The sequence below is a fragment of the Lysobacter avium genome (assembly GCF_015209745.1).
In the GTDB taxonomy this organism is placed as follows: Bacteria; Pseudomonadota; Gammaproteobacteria; order Xanthomonadales; family Xanthomonadaceae; genus Novilysobacter; species Novilysobacter avium.
The window spans coordinates 2,556,560-2,577,164 of record NZ_CP063657.1 but is presented as its reverse complement, the minus strand read 5'-3'; the positions used below and the strand labels follow the sequence as shown (position 1 = coordinate 2,577,164).

The following is a 20,605-nucleotide window of genomic DNA, read 5'->3' as shown; positions in this document are numbered from 1 at the left end:
AGCTAGCCCATCAGCAAGCGCGGATTGGCGGGTGTGGCCGGCAGTCGCACAGAGGCCCCGCGGGAATTAGCGGGGTCGTCGCAGACAGCAAAACGCCCGCAGGGATGCGGGCGTTTTGTTTGAGCTTGCCCCGACCAACCCGCGGGGAGCCTGCGCGCGACGTCCGGAGCGGATCAGAACGCCAGCGTGATTCCGGCAATCGGTCCCTTGAACTCCTGCTCCAGGCCGAGCACGCCGTCACTGCCGCGCTTGTCGACGTCCAGCTTGAACCAGTCATAGCCGACGTGGATGCCGAAGTTCCGGGTGAAGCGGTATTCGACCAGCGCATTGGCCCGGCTCAGGTCGCCGCGGTAGTCGCCGAAGCTGCCCCAGGACGCGTTCAAGTACTGACCCTGGGCCACCACGCGCCACGCATCCGCAGGCGCCCAGGTGAACCGGGTGCCGATGACCGGAGCGAAACCGTCGGAGCTCTCGCGCTCGCGGTAGGTTTCCTCCCCTGCCTCGGCAACGACCTTGGCTTCCAGCTTGGCGTACTCCGCGCCCAGCTGCAGGCCCCAGCTGAATGTCTCGGTTTCGGTTACCGCGAAATCGTAAACGACGCTCGCGACCTCGAAATCCACCTCGCTCTTGGCGAAGCTGCCGGCGGGAATCACATTCCCGTCGTAGTCGAGGTCATCGTCAAGCGTGAGCCGGCGGTCCTTGTTGTAGTTGAAATAGTTGAACAGCAGGCGGTTGCGCTCGCTGAAGCGGAACTGGCCTTCCAGGCGTGGCACGGTTTCCTTGCCGCCGAAATCGAAGTCCTCGCTGAAACCGATCGAGTCGCCGCCAATATCCGTGCGGCCGCGCAACGTGCTCTGGGCATCGGCGTTCATCGCGCCGATCCGCAAGGTGAAGCGATCGTCGTCAATGGCGTGGGCGGGAAGGGCGAGGGCGACGCCGGAGGCGAGCAGAAGCAACTGCAGCGGAAAACTTTTGGGCATGGTGCTGGTCCTTGGGGGGAGGGCGGCCATGAGAGCGGAACCACGGTGGCGCGGGCGTGAACAGCCAGCGACGCGCGTGCTTGGCTTACCGTAGGCGATCGATTGCAAATCCTGGAATGCCAATGAGAGCCCTGCAACGTATTGCTGCCGTGCTGTGCCTGCTTGTGGTCAGCGCCTGTGCCACCGCACCGCCGCGCAACCCGCTGGCCGACTGGCACGCCTCGCCCAATCATGAGCCCCGGCGTGCGCGCATGATCGTTATCCACCACACCGCGATGCGCAGCGCCGAGGGTGCGCTGCTGGTCCTGCAGACGCGCAACTCCGGCGGCCGGGTGAGCGCGCATTACCTGATCGGCGAGGATGGCCGCCGCTACCAACTGGTCGCCGAACAGGAGCGCGCCTGGCACGCCGGGTCCAGCCGCTGGGCCGGCATGGACGACATCAACTCGATCTCCATCGGCATCGAGCTCGACAACGACGGCAACGAGCCTTTCAGCGATGCGCAGATCGAGTCGCTGCTGGTGCTGCTGGCCGACCTCACCGACCGCCTGGGCATCCAGCCGCATCTGGTGGTGGGACATGGCGATGTCGCGCCGACCAAGAAAGACGACCCGAGCGTGCATTTTCCCTGGCAGCGCGTGGCGCAGGCCGGCTATGGCTTGTGGCCACGCGAGCTCCGCGCTCCGGTTCCGGCGGGATTCGATGCCTGGGCGGCGCTGCGCCTGGTCGGTTACGACCTGCGTGACCCCGAAGCAGCGCTGGCGGCATTCCATCGCCACTTCCGTGGCCGCGAGGACCGCGAGTGGCTCGAAGGGGATGCGGAGCTCCTTTACGACCTGCAGCTGCAATTGATGGAGTTGCCGTCGGCATCCGGAACGTAAGCGCAGCGATCGTCGCAGACGCATGTTGCAACGCACCAACATCCGCTCGGCGGGGCCAGCTGAACAGGCGGATTCGTAAACGCAACGTCGTCGTGTTGTGAGCGCACCGTCAAGCGGGACGCGGCTTATCGGGCGTACAGCCGGCAAGGCAAAGGCTCAAGGCACCCACATCCTCAGGAGAGTGCGCATGAAACGTTCCGGTGACCGATCGATGACTCACTCACTGCTCGCTGGTGCCGCCAGTCTGGCGCTGGTCAGCGGCCTGGCCTTTGCCACCCCCGCCGCAGCCCAGGAGCAAACCGCCGATCCGCTGGAGAAGGTCGAGGAGGCAATATCCCCACCGCCGATCATCAGCGAGGGCGACGAACTGGTGGTTGACCCGGCCGCTGAAGCGCCGCCTTCGGAAGTGCGCGACGACTTTCGCTGGGACGAACTGGATGCCGATGGGGACGGCCGCATCAGTCGCAGTGAAGGCAGTGCCAATCCGGGTTTCGACAGCAACTTTGAAATGACCGACGCCGACAGCGACGGCTACGTCACCCACGCGGAGCGGGACGCCCGCAGCAAGCTCGATGAACCCGAGCTGGAAGAGGAAGACGAGCAGAACTGAGCGGACCCCGGCGCTGCCGCGCGACACGCCGCAGCGCTCGGGATCTCATTGGCGGTTGCTGGAGCTCATCCCGCCCGCCCCGTCCGCATCGCGTGGGGGCGCAACCCGCTGGGGGCGCACGTCACTCCGTCGACGGGGGTGCCAGGCGCAGCAGCCGGCCTTTGGGGCCGTCCTCGAGCAGGTACAGGTCGCCGTCGGGGCCCTGCGCCACCGCGCGGATGCGCTCGCCCATGTCGAAGCGTTCCGCCTCGCTGGCCCTGTCGCCGTCAAAGGCGATCCGCACCAGCGACTGTGAGGACAGGCCGCTTGCAAAGGCGCTGCCCTTCCATGAAGGGAAGCGGTCGCCGCTGTAGAAGATCAGGCTGCTGGGCGAGATCACCGGCGTCCAGCTGATGGCGGGAGCGTTGAACTGCGGTTGGGTGTCGTGGTCGGGAATCGGGCGGCCGTCGTAGTGATCTCCGTTGGAGACGATCGGGTAGCCGTAGTTCGCACCGCGCTCGATCAGGTTCAGCTCGTCGCCACCCTTCGGACCCATCTCGATTTCCCACAGCTCGCCCTTGGCGTTGAAGGCGATTCCAAGTGGATTGCGATGGCCCAGCGACCACACCTGTGATGCGACTTTCCCGTCGCCCGCAAACGGGTTGTCGGCCGGGATAGTCCCATCGTCATTGAGCCGAAGCACCTTGCCCAGGTTGGACGCCATGTCCTGCGCGGGGTCGAACTTCTGTCGCTCGCCGGAGCTGATCCACAGGTAACCGTCGGGACCAAACGCGATGCGGTGGCCATAGTGGCCCTCACCCTTGACCTTGGGGACCTGGCGCCAGATCACTTCCAGCCCGGTCAGCTTGCCGCCGCCCTTGGCGTCGGTAACCAGCCTGGCACGCGCCACCGCAGCACCGCGGGTATCACGCTCGCCGGCTTCGGCGTAACTGATGTAGATCATCCCGTTGCTGCTGAAATCCGGATGCAGCACCACGTCGCCCAAGCCGCCCTGGCCGCCGTAGGCAACCTCCGGCACGCCGGTGATCTCGGCGGACCTGCCGTCCAGGCCGACCAGTTTCAGCTGCCCCGGCTTCTGCGTGACCAGCAGGTGCTGGCCGTCAGGCAGGAAGCTCATTGCCCACGGCTCGTCGAAAACGGCGATTTCGTTTACGGCGAACGGGCGGTCACTGGTCTCCATCCCCTGGCTCGCGTCGTCGGTCGCTGTCGTCGCTGCGGGCGTGCCGTTGCCATCGCTGCAAGCGACCAGCAACGCCAGGGCGAGAATCGTGGGAATGGCGTTTCGCATGGTGAATCCTCAGCTTTTACGGCGCGACAGGATCTAGAACGGTAGCCGGTTGCCGCCCGCACTGACAATGGCGGGCTCGGCGGCTTCCAGCACGTCCTCATCCCCGTCCAGGATGACCAGGATCTGGCCCGCCTCGATACGGTCTTCAAACTGCTGCCGCACCGGGTCGGGCAGGCTGGAACCCATGAGCGCGGAGATCCATCCGCCCATCGCTCCACCGGCGAGTGTCGCCGCGGCGGCACCGGCCATGGTGATCCCCACCGGCGGGATCGCGACGGCGATCAGGCCTGCCAGCAGGCCTGCGCCGGCACCGTAGCCGACACCGCGCGCCGCGGCGGGCAGCATGTCGGTGTCCGCTTCCTTGCGCTGGTCGGGGATCTGCTCCAGTTCGATGTCGGAACGCGCGACCAGCAGGATGTTGTCGTCCTCGATCCCCGACGAACGCGCTGCCGCCATGACCTGCGAGGCGGTGTTGATGTCGGGGGTGCAGAAAACGTGGCGTTCCGTCATGGCGTCTCCAGGGGCATCGTCGAGCGCCTGATCGTGTAAGGGGCGCGGTTAGGCGTGCGTGACGGGTCGGCCGGCGTTGCACCGCGGGGCATAATCGACGGATGGAGAAGATGATCGGGATGGTCGGTTTTGATGCCGACGACACCTTGTGGCGCAGTCAGGATTATTTTGACGAGGCCCAGGAAGCCTTCGAGCAGATCCTGGCGCCCTGGGCCGACCTGGATCGGCCCGGTGCACGGGATCGGCTCTACCAGGTGGAGAGCGGCAACATCGGCGTGTTCGGCTATGGCGTCAAAGGCATGGTGCTGTCGATGCTGGAGGCCGCGATCGAACTGTCGGACGCGCGCATCAGCGCCACCGACCTGCAGCGCATCCTCGGCCTGGGCAAGGAACTGCTGCGCCATCCGGTGGAGTTGCTGCCGGGCATCGCCGAGGCCGTAGAGGCGATCGCCCGCGAGCACCCGGTGGTGATGATCACCAAGGGCGACCTCTTCCACCAGGAATCCAAGGTGCGCGATTGCGGCATGGCCGACCTGTTCGGCCGGATCGAGATCGTCAGCGAGAAGGATCCAGCGACCTATCGCCGTTTGCTTGCCGAGTTCGGCCTGCAGGCGCCGCAGTTCCTGATGATCGGCAATTCCCTTCGCTCCGACATCCTTCCCGTGCTGGCGCTGGGCGGTTGGGGCATCCATGTGCCGTATCACTCGACATGGGTGCACGAGCGCGCCGCGCCCGTCCCCGAGGGCGAGCGGCGTTTCCGCCAGGTGAACACCGCGGCGGCGCTGCCTGCAGCGGTAGCCGAACTGGCCGCCGTCGCACAGCGGGCGCCGTAGCAGGGTTCGACGTGGCTGCGTCCTGGCCGGGTGTGGCTCGCCCTGCGCTGGCGCGGGACTGCGGTCGACGGCCGCACCGGTGGCTATGTGAACAAAATCACCTCGTTTCATGGAGTGTTGGAAATCCGTTCAGGCGCGCCACGGCATGGTCGGAACAGGGCCGGAGCACCGGCGTAACCAAGGATTAGCCCTCATGTCGAATCTTTCCCGCTGGCTAGCGCCATTCGTGATCGCCGCCGGTTTCGGCACCGTGGCGTTGGCTCCCACCGCTGCCCATGCCGACAGTGGCGATGACCTGGTCCGGGTGCTCGTGGACGTGGCGGACGTCGTTCTCCGTGGAGACCAGCCGTACTACCGCAATGGCAACTACGGCTACAACGACCGCTTGGTTGTGGTACGCGACGATCGCGGCCACCCGCGCTACTACCGCAACGCGCCACGCCGCGCGTACGTCAACAATTACGGTCGTTCGAATTACGGGAGCTCGTCGCGCTACCGCGGTCACGGCGACCGCGACGTGAAGTGCAACAAGCACGGCAAGTGCAAGGTCAAGACGCAGACCACGTACTACGATCCGCGCTACGACCGCGACCGTCGCGGCAAACGTCACCACCGCTGGGACGACTGAGCCTGCCCCGCGGCTTCCGCCCGCGATGCGACAAGTGGTCAATACAGCGGCACCGCCCAAACGGTGCCGCTGCCGTTTCAACGGCCGCCGCACATCACTCTCGGCAATAGGGTCATCGATTAGTCTGGCGGCATCCCCTCAGGAGGTTGGTCATGCCCAGTCCACAACGTCATACCCGTCTTGCTCCGCTGGTCTTCGCCACCCTGCTGGCCGCCGCGGCCTTTCCCGTGGCCGCCGCTGGCAACGCCGATTGCGAGTTGCGCTTCAACCTGTCCGGCTGGTCGGCGTTCTACAAGACCGGCTCTGGCACCGGCACGGTGACCTGTGACAATGGCGCGTCGATGGCGGTGAAGATCCGCACCAAGGGCGGCGGCATCACCTTCGGCAAGACCCGTATCACCGATGGTCGCGGCGAGTTCTCCGGCATCAACAGCATCAATGAAGTGCTCGGCACCTATGTCACCGCAGAAGCCCACGCCGGCGCAGGCAAATCGGCCAAGGCGCAGGTCATGACCAAGGGCGATGTTTCCCTGGCGTTGGCCGGGAAGGGCGAGGGTTGGGACCTTGGCGTGGCCTTTGGCAAGTTCGTGATTTCGCGCTGATCACGTCCGTTTTCAGGACGCACGTCCGCCCTGCCTGAACGGCTCCGGCCGAGGCCGGGCGGAGTTCGGGAGGGGTTCACTGCCGCAATCCGAACATGGTCACCTGGCCGCCGATCAACGGCGGCATCGCCTTCGAGGTAGCCCATCATGTCCATTCCACCCCCCATCTCCGTGAAGCTGCGCACACGCGTCTTCGCGATGGCCGCGGCGTTTGCGACGCTGGCCGGCGCCGGCGCCGCAAACGCGCAGGATTTCCGCTTCGACTGGAATCCGCGCAGCGGCGATCCATGGGTGGACAGCCAGCTGGAGGACGTCAATCGCTACGGCGCGCGTTACCGCCAGTCCTTCATCGACGAGATGGTGCGTTACTACGGCGCGCCCCGGAACCTGGTGGAGAATCTGCTGGAAGATGAGCGCTGGGCGCCGGGCGATATCTACTACGCCTGCGCCGCCGCCGAAGTGCTTGGTCGCCCGTGCCGTCACGTGGTTGAGCTGTGGGAGCGTGACCACGCGCAGGGCTGGAGCGCGGTGGCCGAGCAACTCGGCATCGCCCCGGGATCAGACCGGTTTGACCGCATCAAGCGCGGATTCGTGCCGACCTACGATCGCTGGGGCCGCCCGATCCAGATCGACGAGGACCTCTCGCGCCACTATCCCAAGCGTGCCAGCGCGGCCAGATAGGCCCGGATACGCTTCGCGTTGGTCCCCACATCGCTCTTGCCAACCCGCGACACCGAGCGGACATCGATACGGCTGCCGTGACCTTCGGCTTCCACCCGGATAACCACGTCGTCGGTGAAGCCGAACCACATCGTCGTGTCGCTGGCCTCGATGCGGCCGCTCGCCGGATCGCTGGCGACGATGTCCCAGCCCATTTTCTTCGCCGCCTCCAGCGCCTTCCCGTATGCCTGTGCTGGCGGCAGCGCGCTGGTGTAGGGACCCAGTTCCGGATAGGCGGCGAGCTGCTGCCGGGCAATCTCCGCGCCGCCGTAGTCAGCGGGATTGGGTGCATCTGCGCGCAGGGGAAGGATGTCCACGAACTGCGGCGGACGCTCGGTATCGGTGCTTATATCGTGGATCGGCGGCACCTGCCTGGCGCCGCGCATCGCATTCCAGGGCACGAACGCAACCACCAGGCCAATCAGCAAAGCCGCCGCGAGCGCCATCCCTTCTGCCCGACGGAATGAGGGAACCAGCAACAGCAGCACCGCCACTGCAGCCGCACCCAGGCCGATGTAGGCGGCCCAGCGCATCACTCCGAAACCGGTGCGGAAATCCCACAGATCCATCCGCGTGCCGGGCCCGGCGAGCAACAGCAGGAGCGCGCCAAGCAGCGCGATGACAAGGACGAAGCGGGAAAGGCGCATGCGGAATTCCAGTCTGGTTGGCAACGCGTTGGGCTTGGAGCACGGCGAAGAAATGTCTGCCAGACCGCCGGTGAGTCGGGGTGGCAGGCCGACCTCAGCCTGCCTCGCCCCAGATTTCCTCCAGCCGACGGTCGCGGCCGCAGCTGTAGCGGTAGTACCTGTAGCGGACCGGGTTCTTCCGATAGTAGTCCTGATGGGTGTCCTCGGCCGGGTAGAACCTCGCCGTCGGCTCGATCCTGGTCGCGATGGTCTGCTGGTGGAAGCGCGGGTCGGCCTGGAGCGATTTTTTGCTGGCCTCGGCGAGGCGACGCTGCTCATCGTTGACCGGGAAGATCGCGCTGCGGTACTGGTCGCCGACGTCGCAGAACTGCCGATCCACGGCGAGCGGATCGATGTTGCGCCAGAACACCTCCAGCAGCTCCGGATACCCGACCTTGGCCGGGTCGTAGGTGACCTTCAACGCCTCGGCGTGTCCGGTGCGCCCGGCGGAGACCTGCGCGTAGGTCGGGTTGGCTACGGTGCCGCCGATGTAGCCCGATTGGGTTGAGATGACGCCGGGCAGCGCGTCATAGGGGGGTTCCATGCACCAGAAGCAGCCACCGGCGAAGATCGCGGTCCCGGTCGCCGATGGCGGCGCAGCTGGAGACGCGGATTTATCCAACGCGGTGGCCTGCGCGGAGGTTGGCGGGCTCGCGCGCGACGCGTCAGCGCCTGCGAAGGACGACGGCGCTGACACTGTTGCAACGCCCGGGCCGGCGTTCGCGCTGCCATTCGCGCGCGCGTCAGCCCCGGGCTGGGCGCACGCGGCGAGCAGCAGCAAGGTGACCAGACAGCCGGGCCGTACGAGGCCACGTCGCAAGGCAGCGGGAAACCGGGATGCAGTCATGTTCAACCCCTCAACGCGGGAAGTGATTCGGAGCCGGGCACGAAGCGCAGCGCCAGGCCGTTGTTGCACCAGCGCTTGCCCAACGGCGGCGGGCCGTCGTTGAACACGTGGCCCTGATGGCCACCGCAACGCGTGCAGTGGTATTCCGTGCGTGGAATCAGCATCACGAAGTCGCGCTTGGTCTGCATGCTGCCGGCGATCGGCTGGGTGAAGCTGGGCCAGCCCGTTCCGCTTTCGTATTTATGTGCGCTTTCAAACAGCGGCAGGTAGCAGGCGGCGCAAACGAATGTGCCGTCGCGTTTTTCCTCGTTCAGGGGACTGCTTCCGGCGCGCTCGGTTTCACTTTCGAACAGCACCCTGAACGCCGCGGGGCTGACCATGTCGCGCCAGAACGCCGGCGGGTGCGCCAAGGAGGTGACCGCAGCGTTTCCGGCCGCGACAGCCGGGGCCGCGGCACGGGAACACGCAGGAAGGAAAGGCAGTGCTGCAAAAGCGGCGAGCCCCTGCAATACGGTGCGTCGATTCATGGAGGTCTCCGGTTCGGGGCGGGCAGGAGGGCGCTGTCGAGCTTTGCGGCGGGAGCAGCGGCGACATTCCTGGCCTGTCCTTTACGTACGTGCGTCGGGGCTGTCTGGTTGCATCGCCGACCTGACGGACTGAAGCCGGGCATCCGATTGCCCTGGAAATCCGTAACAACTTGCGCAGGCACCGCTTTATTAAGCCGCACGTGCACGCTTCATACTGGGGGTCGTGGGATGGCCGGCGGGTGAACGCGTCCGGCAAACCCGATCACCGCAACTCCGGAGGCAGGATGGACGACCACGCGTTCCAGCGACGTTGGGGCTGGCTCGCTTTGCTGCTCGCCATCGCGGCCCTGCTTTGGGCGTGGCACGCGGGGCTGGCCGACCTGCTGACCCTGGAGCAGCTCAAGGCCCGTCAGGCCGACCTGGGCGAATGGGTCGGGCAGAACCGCTGGCTGGCGGCGGGCACGTTCTTCCTGGTCTATGTCGCGCTCGCGGCCACATCCGTGCCTGGCGCGGCGGTGCTGACCATTGCCGCGGGCGCGCTGTTCGGGCTGCTGGAAGGCACGGTTCTGGTCTCGTTTGCCAGCAGCATTGGCGCCAGCCTGGCGTTTCTGGTGGCCCGGTTTGCCCTGCGCGAGCGGTTGCGGGCGCGCTACCGAGAGCGGCTGAAGAAAATCGACGCCGGGATCGCGCGCGATGGCTGGCGCTACCTGCTGACCCTCCGCCTGGTGCCGGTATTCCCGTTCTTCCTGGTCAACCTGCTGGCCGGCTTGACCGCGCTGCCGTTGCGCACGTTCTACTGGGTCAGTCAGCTGGGCATGCTGCCGGCGACCGTGGTGTACGTGTACGCCGGCACCCAACTGGCGCGGATTGATTCGCTGGCCGGGGTGCTTTCCCCCGGCCTGCTGGTCGCGCTGGTGTTGCTGGGCGCACTGCCGCTGCTCGCCAAGGGATTCACCTCGTGGCTGGCGGCGCGCCGGATGTACCGCGGCCACCGGAAGCCGCCGCGGTTCGACTACAACGTGCTGGTGATCGGGGCCGGATCGGCCGGACTGGTGTCGGCCTACATCGCAGCCACGGTGAAGGCGCGGGTCGGGCTGGTGGAAAAAGACGCCATGGGCGGCGACTGCCTGAACACCGGCTGCGTACCGTCCAAGGCCCTGCTGCGCACCGCGCGCCTGTTGGCCGAGGGGCGCCGCAGCCAGCGCTACGGCGTGCGCGGGATGTCCGCGGAATTCGATTTCGCCGACGCGATGGAGCGGGTGCAGCAGGTCATCGCGCGGATTGCACCGCACGATTCGGTCGAGCGTTATACCGGCCTCGGGGTGGAGGTCATCACCGGCGCAGCGAAGGTGCTGAGTCCGTGGGAGATCGAGGTCGACGGGCAGCGCCTGAGCGCGCGCAGCCTGATCATCGCCACCGGTGCGCGGCCGCTTGTGCCGCCGATTCCCGGACTGGACGGCGCGCAATACCTGACCAGCGACACGCTGTGGGGCCTGCGCAAACTGCCGAAACGGCTGCTGGTGCTCGGCGGCGGGCCGATCGGTTGCGAGTTGGCGCAGGCCTTCGCCCGCTTCGGCAGCCAGGTCACCGTGGTGGAGATGGCGCCGCGCCTGCTGGGACGCGAGGATGCCGACGCCGCCGAAGCGGTCGCCAGCCAACTGCAGCGCGAGGGCGTGCATCTGGCCACCGGCCACAAGGCGTCGCGGGTCGAGGGCAGCGGCGCGGGCGAACGCCTGGTGTGTGACCACGACGGCGCCGAGGTGGTCTTCGAATACGACGCCCTGCTTGTGGCGCTGGGCCGCAGCGCCAACGTGGAAGGCTTCGGACTGGAGGAGCTCGGCGTGCGCCTCAACGAGCGCAAGACCATCGATGCCGACCCGATGCTGCGCACCAATTTCCCCAACATCCTGGTTTGCGGCGATGTCACCGGCCCCTACCAATTCACCCATGTCGCGTCGCACCAGGCTTGGTACGCGACGGTGAACGCGCTGCTGGCGCCGTGGTGGTCGTTCAAGGTCGACTACGGGGTCATTCCCTGGGCCACATTTACCGATCCGGAAGTGGCGCGCGTGGGCCTGTCGGAGGGTGAGGCGAGGGAGCAGGAGATCGCGGTCGAGGTCACCCGCTACGCACTGGACGGCCTGGATCGGGCGATCGCCGACGGCGCCGATGCCGGCTTCGTCAAGGTGCTCACCGCGCCGGGCAAGGACCGCATCCTGGGTGTCATGATCGTGGGCGCGCATGCCTCCGAGATGCTGGCCGAATTCGTGCTCGCCATGAAACACGGCATCGGCCTGAACAAGCTGCTGGGGACGATCCACGTCTATCCGACTTTTGCCGAAGCCAACAAGCACGTCGCCGGCAACTGGAAGCGCGCCAACGCGCCGACCGGTGTGCTGCGCTGGGCAAAGCGCTATTTCGCCTGGCGGCGGGGCTGAGCAGTGGATGCGGCTGTGCAGCCAGACACCGCGCTCGCGCCGCTGGCCCGGCTGACCGTCGTGGTTCCGGTGGGTCCCGGCGACAGCCTGTCGCCGCGACTGCGCGAGCAGCTCCGCCGGCTCCCGACCGGTGCGCAGGTGGTCGTGGTGGGATGCGAAGCGCCGCCCGTGCGCCAGGGACAGTCTCCGGTGGCAGCCGGAATGTCAGCCGTGGATGCGCCTGCCGGATCGCGCTGGCAGGTCTTGCACTCACCGGCGGGCCGGTCGCTGCAACAAAACGCCGGTGCCGCGGCGGGGGGCGGGGAGTGGCTCTGGTTCCTGCATGCCGATGCCGCGCTCGCCCCGGAAACGCTGCCGGCGCTGGCGCGCTTTGTCGCGGAAGGTCGATCGGGGCTGGGTTACTTCGATCTGCGCTTCCTCGGCGACGGTCCGGCGCTGATGCGCCTCAACAGCGCCGGCGTCTGGATGCGCAGCCGCGGATTGCGCCTGCCATTCGGCGATCAGGGACTCGTGCTGCCGCGAAGCCTGTTCACTGCGGTGGGCGGATTTGATCCGGCAACCACCCGCGGCGAGGACCATCAACTGGTCTGGCGCGTGCGTCGCGCCGGCGCGCCGGTTGTCGCCCTCGGCGCGCCGCTCTACACCAGCGCCCGCCGCTATGCCGCGCGTGGCTGGGCCGCAACCACGATGCGGCACGTCGGCGAAACCCTGCGCCAGGCGTGGCGCTTCTCGCGCCCGGAGCAGCCGCGGTGAGCGGCGCGCTGGCGATCTTTGTCAAGACGCCGGGACGATCGGCGCTGAAGACACGGCTGGCCGCCGGCACCGGAACGGCCTACGCGCGGCAGTGGTACGCGCTGGCAGCGGACGCGGTCGCATCGGTGGCGATCCAGGCACGGGCGGACTTCGGTATCGCCCCGTATTGGGCGGTGGCGGAAGCGGGCGCAGAGAGCGCGTGGGCGGGACTGCCCACCATCGCCCAAGGCGATGGCGATCTGGGAACGCGCATGGCCCGCGTGCATTCGGCGCTGGTGGAGCGGCACGGCTTCGCGCTTCTGATCGGTGCCGACGTTCCGCAACTGACGGCGCCGTTGATCGGTGAGGCGACGCGCTGGTTGGCCGCCCCCGGGCCCACGGAGCCGCGCCTGTCGCTGGGTCCGGCCAGCGATGGCGGCTTCTGGCTGTTCGGCAGCAACAAGACGATACCGCTGCCGGCCTGGACCCGCGTCGGCTACAGCCAGATGGATACCGCAAGCCGCTTCCGCGACTCTTTGGATGGCTACGGAAGCTGGCAGACGCTGCTACCGCTGACCGACGTGGATCGGGCCGAGGACCTGAAGCCTGTGCAACGCGCGCTCGCCCTGCTCGCCGGGCCGACCGCCGCGCAGCGCACACTGGCGCAATGGATGCACGACACACCTGCGATGCCGCACAGGGACCCGAGCCAATGACTCCCGCGCACGCCCCGATCCACGCCTGCCCGCGCGTATGCCGCCCGAACTCGTGCCCCAGCGTCTCGAGTGCGCCGCAATGAATCCGAGCGACTGGCTGATGCAACACGAGGCGGCGCTGCGTCTGGGCAGCTTCGTCGCCGTGCTCGGCGCGCTGGCCATCGCCGAGCGCATCTGGCCCGCGCGTGGCGACACCCGCCCGGCGCGCCGGCAGCTGGCGAACCTCGGACTGATGCTCATCAACACCGGGCTGCTGCGGCTGGTGTTCCCGGTGCTTGCCGTGGCGGTCGCGATGACGGTGCACTCCCGCGGTGGCGGCCTGTTTGGCCTCCTCGGATTGCCCCCATGGCTCGAGATCGGGCTGACGGTGCTGGTGATGGACGCCGCGATCTACGCCCAGCACCGCTTGCTGCATGCGGTCCCGCTGCTGTGGCGGATGCATCGCGTGCACCACTCCGACCTGGGCTTCGACGTCACCCTGGGGGTGCGCTTCCACCCCTTGGAGATGGCCTTCTCGATGGGGGTGAAACTCGGCCTCGTCTATCTGCTCGGGGCTCCGGCGCTGGGCGTGGTCGCGTTCGAGATCCTGCTCGCAGCCGCCAGCCTGTTCACCCACGCCGACTTCGCGTTCCCGCCGCGCATCGAGCAGCGGCTGCGCGCGGCCGTGGTGACCCCCTCGATGCACCGCACCCACCACTCGGTGCTGCGCCACGAGACCGACAGCAACTACGGCTTCCTGCTGTCGGCGTGGGATCGCATCTTCGGCAGCTACACCCCACGCCCACTGCGCCCGGAGCGCGAGATGCCGATCGGCCTGTCGGAGTGGCGCATCCCGAAAAAGCTCGGGCTGCCCGCGCTGCTGCTGCAGCCCTTCCGTGCCGCGCCGGTGGGCGGAGAAACGCCGGCTCACTTCGCCGACAAGGAAGCCCCCGATGCATGACACCTGGCCGCTGCTGCGCGACAGCGATTTCCCGCGCATCACGCGTGGCCGCCTGCAGACCCTGCAGCTCAACCTGGGCTATCTGTGCAACCTCAGCTGCGTCCATTGCCACGTCGCCGCCGGCCCACGCCGGACCGAGCTGATGGACCGGCCGACGATGGAGCTGGCGCTGCAGGTGGCCGATCGCCACGGTGTGGGCACGCTTGACGTGACCGGTGGCTCGCCGGAGATGAATCCGCACTTCCGCTGGCTGGTCGAGCAGGCCCGCGATGCCGGCCTGCATGTCATGGACCGCCTCAACCCGACCATCATGAAAGAGCCCGGTTACGAATGGGTGGGCGAATTCCTGGCCCGCCACGGCGTGGAAGCAATCGCCTCGCTGCCTTGCCATAGCCAACAGAATGTCACCGAGCAGCGCGGCAAGGGCGTGTTCGAGGCATCGATCCGCGCGCTGCAGAGCCTCAATGCGCTGGGCTACGGGCGCCCCGGGAGCGGCCTGGTGCTGAACCTCGTCTACAACCCGAATGGCGCGTTTCTGCCGCCCCCGCAGGAACAGCTTGAGGCCGACTACCAGCGCCTGCTGCACGACAATTTCGGCATCGTGTTCAACCGGCTCTACACGATGGCGAACATGCCGATCCAGCGCTACGGCTCGTGGCTGCTGTCCAAGGGTGAGTTCGCCCCCTACATGGCGACCCTGAAGCAGGCCCATCGCAAGGAGAACCTGCCCGGTGTGATGTGCCGCTCACTGATCAGCGTCGACTACCTGGGTCATGTCTACGACTGCGATTTCAACCAGATGCTGCACCTGCCGCTGGGCGCGCGCGAACCGTCCGCCGGCGATGCACCCCGGCCGCACCTGCGCGACCTGCTCGGCGGTCCGGTGACCCGCGCGATCGCTACCGCGGAGCACTGCTACGGCTGCACGGCGGGGCAGGGCTCCAGCTGCGGCGGCGCACTGGTGTAGTCGTCCGGCCGGGCAGGGCGATCAACCCGGCGTCCGGTCAGCGGCCCGCCGGCGCATCTCGCCCGCTCGCGCCCGATCACTCGCCGCCGCTGCGCACCTGGGCGTGGCTGAGCAGGGCGAAGATCAGGCTGCCGCCGACGACGTTGCCGGCCAGGGTGGGCAGGGCGAAGCGCAGCGCGGCGTCCCCAAACGAGGACTCGCCGGCGAACACCATGTACATCGCCTCGGCCGAACCGACCACGATATGGGTGAAACCGCCGATCGCGATCACGTAGGTGCAGATCACGATGATTGCCACGCGCGAGCGCTCGGTGGCGGCCATCATCCAGACCATCATCGCGATGATCCAGCCCGCCAGGATGCCCTTGGTAAACATCTCCAGCGCGCTGTTGTCCATCAGCTCGCGCCCGACCGCGACAAACGCCGCCTGTCCGGCGGCATCGAACTGATCCATGTGCAACAGGCCGAAGGCGAACACGGTCGCCCCCACCAGGTTGCCAGCCAGCACCACCGACCACAGCCGCAACAGCCGGCCGAAATTGTGCGCGCTGGGCTTGGTCATCAGCGGCAGCACGGCAGTGAGCACGTTTTCGGTGAACAGCTGCTGGCGGGCCACGATCACCGCCAGGAAGCCGAAGGTGTAGCCCATCGAGTCGACCAGGAACGCGCCGGGCAGCCCTTCCATGTGCCGGTGCAGCACGCCGCGGGCGAGGAAGGAGAAGCCCATCGTCAGCCCGGCCGCAAACGCCGACCATGCCAGCGTGGCGATGTTGCGCTTGAGCTCCTCCTGGCCGGCGCGGCGGATGATCTCGTGCAGCAGCGCCGCGCGCGGCGCACTGCGCTCCTCGACGTCGCGCCGCTCCTCGTCCGAGAGCGAGAAGCCGCTGTCGGATTCCTCTTTCAGGGTTTCCTCGACTTCGGCTTCGTCGCGCGCCTCGGCCTGTTCATCGGCGCGCTTGCGCGCGTCCTTGTCGTTCTCGTCCGGCATGGGTCACCTGGTGCTGGCGCAGTGGCTGCGCCGGACTTTTATCGCACAGGTAACTGTGACGCGCATGCATCGCCGCGGCGCCGTCGGCGCACGCGTGGATGCGATGCGACCCGTCCAACCACGCCGGGTCAGAGGTGAAAGATCAGTCGCCCAGCGTCAGCAGCGAGGCGTTGCCACCCGACGCCGTGGTGTTGATGGTGACGGTCTTCTCGGTGGTGAAGCGGGTCATGTACTGCGGTCCGCCGGCCTTGGGACCGGTGCCCGACAGTCCCTGGCCGCCGAAGGGCTGCACGCCGACCACCGCACCGATCTGGTTGCGGTTGACGTAGCAGTTGCCAACGCGCGCCCGTGCCGCGATCCGGTCCACCGTGGCATCGATGCGCGAGTGCACGCCCAGGGTCAGGCCATAGCCGGTGGAGTTGATCGCGTCGATCACCCCGTCCAGGTCGTCGGCCTTCCAGCGCAGCACGTGCAACACCGGCCCGAACACTTCCTTCTTAAGCTGGTCGAGCGAGCGCAGCTCGTAGGCGCGTGGCGCGAAGAAGGTGCCGTGCGCGGTGTCTTCGCCGAGCGTCACCACCGCGATCGGGGTGGCCTCGCGGTCCATGCGGTCGGCGTGCTTCTGCAGCATCTTCAGCGCGTCGTTGTCGATCACCGGACCCACGTCGGTGGAAAGCAGGCCGGGGTCGCCGACCTTGAGCTCGGCCATCGCGCCGGCGAGCATCGTCACCACCTTGTCGGCGATGTCCTCCTGCACGAACAACACCCGCGCCGCCGAGCAACGCTGGCCGGCCGAAGTGAAGGCCGAGGCCATCGCGTCCTGCACCAGTTGCTCTGGCAACGCGGAAGAGTCGGCGATCAGCGCGTTCTGGCCGCCGGTCTCGGCGATCAGGGTGCCGATCGCGCCGTCGCGTGCCGCCAGCGCGCGGTTGATCGCGTTGGCGGTCTCGTTGGACCCGGTAAAGGCAACGCCGGCGATGCGGCGGTCGCCGGTCAATGCCGCGCCCACGGTGGCGCCCTCGCCGGGCACGAACTGCAATACGTCCTCGGGAATGCCGGCCTCGTGCATCAGGCGCGTGGCAGCGTAGCCGATCAGGTTGGTCTGCTCTGCCGGCTTGGCGATCACGGTATTGCCCGAGGCGAGCGCAGCGGCGGCCTGGCCCAGGTAGATCGCCAGGGGGAAGTTCCACGGGCTGATGCAGACGAAGACGCCGCGGCCGCCGTGTTCCAGCGTGTTGGACTCGCCGGTCGGGCCGGGCAGCGGCTCGGGCTCGAACATGATCCGGGCCTGGCTGGCGTAGTAGCGCAGGAAGTCCACCGCCTCGCGGACCTCGCCCACGCCATCGGCAATCGATTTGCCCGCCTCGCGGCTGCACATGGCGATGAATTCGGCCATGCGCGACTCCAGCACGTCGGCCGCGCGCTCCAGGATCGCGGCGCGGTCAGCCGCCGGGGTCAGGTTCCATTTCGGGAACGCGGCGACGGCGTTGCTGAGCGCCTTCTCCACCACATCGGTGCTGGCGGGCAGCCAATGGCCGACCACCTGCCGTCGATCGGCCGGGTTGGTGACCGCGCGGGTGTCGCCCGACGGGGTGGCGCCCGGCACCAGCGGCGCGGCGCGCCATTCCTGGGCCGCGGCGTGGTTGACCTGCTCGGCCAGCGCGCGCAGCCGGTCATCGTCGGCAAGATTGACGCCCATCGAATTGCTCCTGTCGCAATACTTCAGTGAATCGGCGTAACTACGGAAGAGGTCCACCGGCAGCGGGATGCGCGGGTGGGGGATGCCGTCGAACGCGGCCACGGCCTGCAGCGGATCGCGCACCAGGTCGGCAACGGGGACGCTCTCGTCGGTGATGCTGTTGACGAAGCTGGAGTTGGCACCGTTTTCCAGCAGCCGGCGGACGAGGTAGGGCAGCAATTCCTCGTGGCTGCCGACCGGCGCATACACCCGGCACGGCACGTCGAGGCGGTCGGCGGGAATCACCTCGGCATACAGGTCATCGCCCATGCCGTGCAGCTTCTGGAACTCGAACTCCACCCGCTTGCCGTCGCGGTTGGCCATCGCATACACGGCGGCGATGGTGTGCGCGTTGTGGGTGGCGAACATCGGGTAGATCGCATCGGCGGCGGCCAGCATGCGCCGCGCATTGGCCAGGTAGGACACGTCGGTGTTGGGCTTGCGGGTAAATACCGGATAGCCGGGATAGCCGTCGACCTGGGCACGCTTGATCTCGCTGTCCCAGTACGCACCCTTGACCAGGCGGACCGGGATCCGGCGGCCGGTGCGGCGGGCCAGTTCGGCGATGAAGTCGATCACTTCCGGAGCGCGCTTCTGGTACGCCTGGATCGCCAGGCCGCAGCCCTCCCAACCCTCCAGGGAGGCATCGGTGTAGGCGCCTTCAAAAACGTCCAGCGACAGTTCCAGGCGGTCGGCTTCCTCGGCGTCGACGGTGAAGCCGATGCCGTGGCGCCGCGCCAGCTGTGCCAGTTCGAGCACCCTCGGGGTCAGTTCGGCGAGCACGCGCCTGCGCTGGGCGTGCTGGTAGCGCGGGTGCAGCGCCGACAGCTTGACCGAGATGCTGGGGGTGGCGAACACGTCGCTGCCCACGTAGTTCGCATTGGCACCGATGGCGATGATCGCGTCGCGGTAGGCCTGCAGGTAGCGCTCCGCATCGGCGGCGGTGAATGCGGCCTCGCCCAGCATGTCGTAGGAGTAGCGGTAATGGGCGTTGCTGCCCTTACGCCCGCGCGCCAGCGCTTCGCCGATGTTCTGCCCCATCACGAACTGGTGGCCCATGATCCGCATCGCCTGGCGCACCGCCAGCCGGATCACCGGCTCACCAACGCGCCCCACCAGCCGGGAAAATGCGCCGTGCACGTCCCGCTTGGTGTCATCGGCAAGGTCCACCAGCCGTCCGGTGAGCATCAATCCCCAGGTCGACGCGTTGACCAGCACCGAGTCGGACTGGCCGACGTGGCGCTTCCAGTCGGCATCGCCGAGCTTGTCTCGGATCAGCTTGTCGGTGGTGAGTGGATCGGGAATGCGCAGCAGGGCTTCGGCCACGCACATCAACAGCACGCCTTCCTCGCTGCCCAGGTCGTACTGGCGCATGAAGGCCTCGATGGCGCCTTGCTCCGATGCGCGCGCACGCACGCGCTGCACCAGGTCGGCGGCCATCGCCTGCACGGCGGCCTGTTCGGTCGGGGGCAGGGTGGCCTGCTTGACGAGCGCGTGGACATGCTCGGCCTCGTCGCGGGACCAGGCGGCCGTCAGGGCGGCACGTGCGCCGGAGCCGGCGGGGGGCAACTCCGGGCTGATCAACGCCGCATGCGGCGTCGACAGACCGGTGAAAGGAGGTTGGGTGGTCATCGATACCGCTCGGGCTGGAAGGCGTACAGGGGGCAGGAGGATGGCAGGTCTGAAGTCTAGGGGAAAAGGGTGCGCAATGCCTTGCACGGTGGGGGTTTCAGAGAAGTCGCGAAGGGCGTTTCGGCGCTCGTTCAGCTCCCGGCATGGGCGCGTTCAGCCGCGGGTCGGCCAGGCCGAAATGACCCGGGTCAAGGACAGTCCGCCCCGTCTCTGGCAGGAGATCGCTTGCCGCGGTCCATCTGCACGGATACCCTTCTCAGCACTATCCGTAGCGTCTCCACCGACGTGACGGGCCCCGCGCGGGCTCGCCAGCAACCGTTCGACCACCCGCGGCAGCCGAACGCGGACCTCGCAGCGGCGACTCGCGGAGCGGAACAGCGGTACCACCTGACCTACAAGCGGACTTTGGGGCTCGAATTGATGAAAGCCGGTCGTTTCACGAAAACCTCCGTGGCGCTCGCCGCGATGGCGACTCCCATGCTGGCGTTCGCCCAGAGCGCGGATCCGGTGCGCTGGCAGCTCAACATGGGTCGCGGCGTCACCCCGCTGTCCAACAACGCCTACGACGCGCACATGCTGGCCCTGTGGATCTGCCTGGGGATCGGCGTGGCGGTGTTCATCGCGATGGGCATCGCCATGTTCCGCTTCCGCAAGTCGCGCGGCGCGGTGGCGGATACGACCTTCGTGCACAACACCCGGCTGGAGATCGTCTGGACGGTGATCCCGGTGATCCTGCTGGTGGTGATGGCCGCACCGGCGACCACCAAGCTGGTGAAGATGTACGACCATCGCGATTCGGAAATCACGGTCAAGGTGACCGGCTACCAGTGGATGTGGGAATACGAGTACCTGGGCGAGGATGTCAGCTTCGTCAGCCGGATGGATCGCGAGCACGACCGCATCCGCCAGAGCGGGGTCGTGCCAGGCCATGACGAGCACCCGACCTACCTGCTGGAGGTCGACAACGAACTGGTCCTGCCGGTCGATACCAAGGTCCGCTTCGTGATCACCGCCGACGACGTCATCCATTCCTGGTGGGTGCCCGCGCTGGGCTGGAAGCAGGACGCGGTGCCCGGGATCATCAACGAGGCCTGGGCCGACATCGACACTCCCGGCATCTATCGCGGCCAGTGCGCGGAACTGTGCGGCAAGGACCACGGCTTCATGCCGATCGTGGTCCGGGCCGTTCCCAAGGCGGAGTTCCAGCAGTGGCTGGCCTCGAAGAAGTCGGCCGGCGCGGATGTTGCGACCGCGCTCCCGCCAGACACCGAAATCACCACCGAAACCGACGCCGCGGCTGCTGTCGCGGTCGCCCGCTGATCGCCATGCCGGCGTTTACACC

At 67.5% G+C, this 20,605-nt stretch carries 20 protein-coding genes; 12 read left to right on the top strand and 8 right to left on the bottom strand.

Features of this window, described 5'->3' with window-relative positions; all coding sequences use genetic code 11:
• Window positions 1–173: 173 nt before the first annotated feature.
• On the bottom strand, window positions 174–980 hold the full coding sequence (locus INQ42_RS11560; RefSeq protein WP_194034400.1) for a YfaZ family outer membrane protein: 807 nt from the start codon (window positions 978–980) through the stop codon (window positions 174–176).
• Between the two features lie 122 nt (window positions 981–1,102).
• Here INQ42_RS11560 and INQ42_RS11555 point away from each other — a divergent pair, with 122 nt between their 5' ends.
• Window positions 1,103–1,861 (top strand): N-acetylmuramoyl-L-alanine amidase, encoded by a 759-nt coding sequence (locus INQ42_RS11555; protein WP_194034399.1) that lies wholly within the window; start codon window positions 1,103–1,105, stop codon window positions 1,859–1,861.
• 187 nt (window positions 1,862–2,048) lie between these two features.
• Window positions 2,049–2,471, top strand: coding sequence for a hypothetical protein (locus tag INQ42_RS11550; protein ID WP_194034398.1), 423 nt, complete (start codon window positions 2,049–2,051; stop codon window positions 2,469–2,471).
• A gap of 121 nt (window positions 2,472–2,592) precedes the next feature.
• On the opposite strand, the gene INQ42_RS11545 is transcribed toward INQ42_RS11550, so the two are convergent.
• Both INQ42_RS11545 and INQ42_RS11540 read right to left on the bottom strand, forming a co-directional pair.
• On the bottom strand, window positions 2,593–3,759 hold the full coding sequence (locus INQ42_RS11545) for a PQQ-dependent sugar dehydrogenase (protein WP_194034397.1): 1,167 nt from the start codon (window positions 3,757–3,759) through the stop codon (window positions 2,593–2,595).
• A gap of 33 nt (window positions 3,760–3,792) precedes the next feature.
• Entirely contained in the window at window positions 3,793–4,269 is a 477-nt protein-coding gene (locus tag INQ42_RS11540) for a hypothetical protein (RefSeq protein ID WP_194034396.1), read from the bottom strand.
• Between the two features lie 110 nt (window positions 4,270–4,379).
• Here INQ42_RS11540 and INQ42_RS11535 point away from each other — a divergent pair, with 110 nt between their 5' ends.
• The 4 genes from INQ42_RS11535 (at window position 4,380) to INQ42_RS11520 (ending at window position 7,013) form a co-directional block, all read left to right on the top strand.
• Window positions 4,380–5,102, top strand: coding sequence for an HAD family hydrolase (locus INQ42_RS11535; RefSeq protein ID WP_194035882.1), 723 nt, complete (start codon window positions 4,380–4,382; stop codon window positions 5,100–5,102).
• A gap of 193 nt (window positions 5,103–5,295) precedes the next feature.
• Window positions 5,296–5,730: a hypothetical protein gene (locus tag INQ42_RS11530; protein WP_194034395.1), complete on the top strand. Its 435-nt coding sequence runs from the start codon at window positions 5,296–5,298 to the stop codon at window positions 5,728–5,730.
• A 152-nt stretch (window positions 5,731–5,882) separates the two neighbouring features.
• Window positions 5,883–6,332: a hypothetical protein gene (locus tag INQ42_RS11525; protein ID WP_194034394.1), complete on the top strand. Its 450-nt coding sequence runs from the start codon at window positions 5,883–5,885 to the stop codon at window positions 6,330–6,332.
• Between the two features lie 147 nt (window positions 6,333–6,479).
• Complete coding sequence (locus INQ42_RS11520; protein ID WP_194034393.1) at window positions 6,480–7,013, top strand: hypothetical protein; 534 nt, start codon at window positions 6,480–6,482, stop codon at window positions 7,011–7,013.
• Here INQ42_RS11520 and INQ42_RS11515 read toward each other — a convergent pair.
• The 3 genes from INQ42_RS11515 to msrB form a co-directional block, all read right to left on the bottom strand.
• Entirely contained in the window at window positions 6,983–7,699 is a 717-nt protein-coding gene (locus INQ42_RS11515; RefSeq protein ID WP_194034392.1) for a DUF1499 domain-containing protein, read from the bottom strand. The genes INQ42_RS11520 and INQ42_RS11515 overlap by 31 nt on opposite strands.
• 94 nt (window positions 7,700–7,793) lie before the next feature.
• On the bottom strand, window positions 7,794–8,282 hold the full coding sequence (gene msrA / locus INQ42_RS12985) for a peptide-methionine (S)-S-oxide reductase MsrA (RefSeq protein WP_248285385.1): 489 nt from the start codon (window positions 8,280–8,282) through the stop codon (window positions 7,794–7,796).
• A gap of 305 nt (window positions 8,283–8,587) precedes the next feature.
• Entirely contained in the window at window positions 8,588–9,112 is a 525-nt protein-coding gene (msrB, locus tag INQ42_RS11505; RefSeq protein ID WP_194034390.1) for a peptide-methionine (R)-S-oxide reductase MsrB, read from the bottom strand.
• Between the two features lie 284 nt (window positions 9,113–9,396).
• On the opposite strand from msrB, the gene INQ42_RS11500 reads away from it, so the two are divergent.
• The 5 genes from INQ42_RS11500 to arsS all read left to right on the top strand — a co-directional run bounded on the left by INQ42_RS11500 (window position 9,397) and on the right by arsS (window position 14,905).
• On the top strand, window positions 9,397–11,550 hold the full coding sequence (locus INQ42_RS11500; protein ID WP_194034389.1) for an FAD-dependent oxidoreductase: 2,154 nt from the start codon (window positions 9,397–9,399) through the stop codon (window positions 11,548–11,550).
• Window positions 11,551–11,565: 15 nt separating this feature from the next.
• Window positions 11,566–12,303, top strand: coding sequence for a glycosyltransferase (locus INQ42_RS11495; protein WP_228064365.1), 738 nt, complete (start codon window positions 11,566–11,568; stop codon window positions 12,301–12,303).
• Window positions 12,300–12,998, top strand: a complete 699-nt coding sequence (locus INQ42_RS11490) for a TIGR04282 family arsenosugar biosynthesis glycosyltransferase (RefSeq protein ID WP_228064364.1) — start codon at window positions 12,300–12,302, stop codon at window positions 12,996–12,998. Before INQ42_RS11495 ends, INQ42_RS11490 begins: the two co-directional genes overlap by 4 nt.
• A 79-nt stretch (window positions 12,999–13,077) precedes the next feature.
• Entirely contained in the window at window positions 13,078–13,938 is an 861-nt protein-coding gene (locus INQ42_RS11485; protein ID WP_194034387.1) for a sterol desaturase family protein, read from the top strand.
• Window positions 13,931–14,905, top strand: coding sequence for an arsenosugar biosynthesis radical SAM (seleno)protein ArsS (gene arsS / locus INQ42_RS11480; protein ID WP_194034386.1), 975 nt, complete (start codon window positions 13,931–13,933; stop codon window positions 14,903–14,905). The genes INQ42_RS11485 and arsS overlap by 8 nt, the downstream gene beginning before the upstream one ends.
• A gap of 76 nt (window positions 14,906–14,981) precedes the next feature.
• Here arsS and INQ42_RS11475 read toward each other — a convergent pair whose 3' ends face one another.
• The gene (locus INQ42_RS11475; RefSeq protein WP_194034385.1) at window positions 14,982–15,893 is read right to left on the bottom strand and encodes a formate/nitrite transporter family protein; all 912 of its coding nucleotides are present in this window, start codon (window positions 15,891–15,893) and stop codon (window positions 14,982–14,984) included.
• Window positions 15,894–16,035: 142 nt separating this feature from the next.
• A complete protein-coding gene (gene putA / locus INQ42_RS11470) occupies window positions 16,036–19,263 on the bottom strand; it encodes a bifunctional proline dehydrogenase/L-glutamate gamma-semialdehyde dehydrogenase PutA (protein ID WP_194034384.1) in 3,228 nt (1,075 codons plus the stop codon).
• Window positions 19,264–19,683: 420 nt separating this feature from the next.
• Here putA and coxB point away from each other — a divergent pair, with 420 nt between their 5' ends.
• Entirely contained in the window at window positions 19,684–20,583 is a 900-nt protein-coding gene (coxB, locus tag INQ42_RS11465; RefSeq protein ID WP_194034383.1) for a cytochrome c oxidase subunit II, read from the top strand.
• The last annotated feature ends 22 nt before the right edge of the window (window positions 20,584–20,605 follow it).

Bases quoted from the DNA above. Each gene is read 5' to 3' on its own strand.
- arsS (WP_194034386.1), top strand. From the start codon at position 13,931: ATGCATGACACCTGGCCGCTGCTGCGCGACAGCGATTTCCCGCGCATC.
- INQ42_RS11475 (WP_194034385.1), bottom strand. From the start codon at position 15,893: ATGCCGGACGAGAACGACAAGGACGCGCGCAAGCGCGCCGATGAACAG.
- INQ42_RS11525 (WP_194034394.1), top strand. From the start codon at position 5,883: ATGCCCAGTCCACAACGTCATACCCGTCTTGCTCCGCTGGTCTTCGCC.
- msrB (WP_194034390.1), bottom strand. From the start codon at position 9,112: ATGAATCGACGCACCGTATTGCAGGGGCTCGCCGCTTTTGCAGCACTG.
- INQ42_RS11485 (WP_194034387.1), top strand. From the start codon at position 13,078: ATGAATCCGAGCGACTGGCTGATGCAACACGAGGCGGCGCTGCGTCTG.
- INQ42_RS11535 (WP_194035882.1), top strand. From the start codon at position 4,380: ATGATCGGGATGGTCGGTTTTGATGCCGACGACACCTTGTGGCGCAGT.
- INQ42_RS11520 (WP_194034393.1), top strand. From the start codon at position 6,480: ATGTCCATTCCACCCCCCATCTCCGTGAAGCTGCGCACACGCGTCTTC.
- INQ42_RS11530 (WP_194034395.1), top strand. From the start codon at position 5,296: ATGTCGAATCTTTCCCGCTGGCTAGCGCCATTCGTGATCGCCGCCGGT.
- INQ42_RS11560 (WP_194034400.1), bottom strand. From the start codon at position 980: ATGCCCAAAAGTTTTCCGCTGCAGTTGCTTCTGCTCGCCTCCGGCGTC.
- INQ42_RS11540 (WP_194034396.1), bottom strand. From the start codon at position 4,269: ATGACGGAACGCCACGTTTTCTGCACCCCCGACATCAACACCGCCTCG.
- INQ42_RS11545 (WP_194034397.1), bottom strand. From the start codon at position 3,759: ATGCGAAACGCCATTCCCACGATTCTCGCCCTGGCGTTGCTGGTCGCT.
- coxB (WP_194034383.1), top strand. From the start codon at position 19,684: ATGAAAGCCGGTCGTTTCACGAAAACCTCCGTGGCGCTCGCCGCGATG.
- INQ42_RS11500 (WP_194034389.1), top strand. From the start codon at position 9,397: ATGGACGACCACGCGTTCCAGCGACGTTGGGGCTGGCTCGCTTTGCTG.
- INQ42_RS11515 (WP_194034392.1), bottom strand. From the start codon at position 7,699: ATGCGCCTTTCCCGCTTCGTCCTTGTCATCGCGCTGCTTGGCGCGCTC.
- INQ42_RS11555 (WP_194034399.1), top strand. From the start codon at position 1,103: ATGAGAGCCCTGCAACGTATTGCTGCCGTGCTGTGCCTGCTTGTGGTC.
- msrA (WP_248285385.1), bottom strand. From the start codon at position 8,282: ATGGAACCCCCCTATGACGCGCTGCCCGGCGTCATCTCAACCCAATCG.
- putA (WP_194034384.1), bottom strand. From the start codon at position 19,263: ATGACCACCCAACCTCCTTTCACCGGTCTGTCGACGCCGCATGCGGCG.
- INQ42_RS11550 (WP_194034398.1), top strand. From the start codon at position 2,049: ATGAAACGTTCCGGTGACCGATCGATGACTCACTCACTGCTCGCTGGT.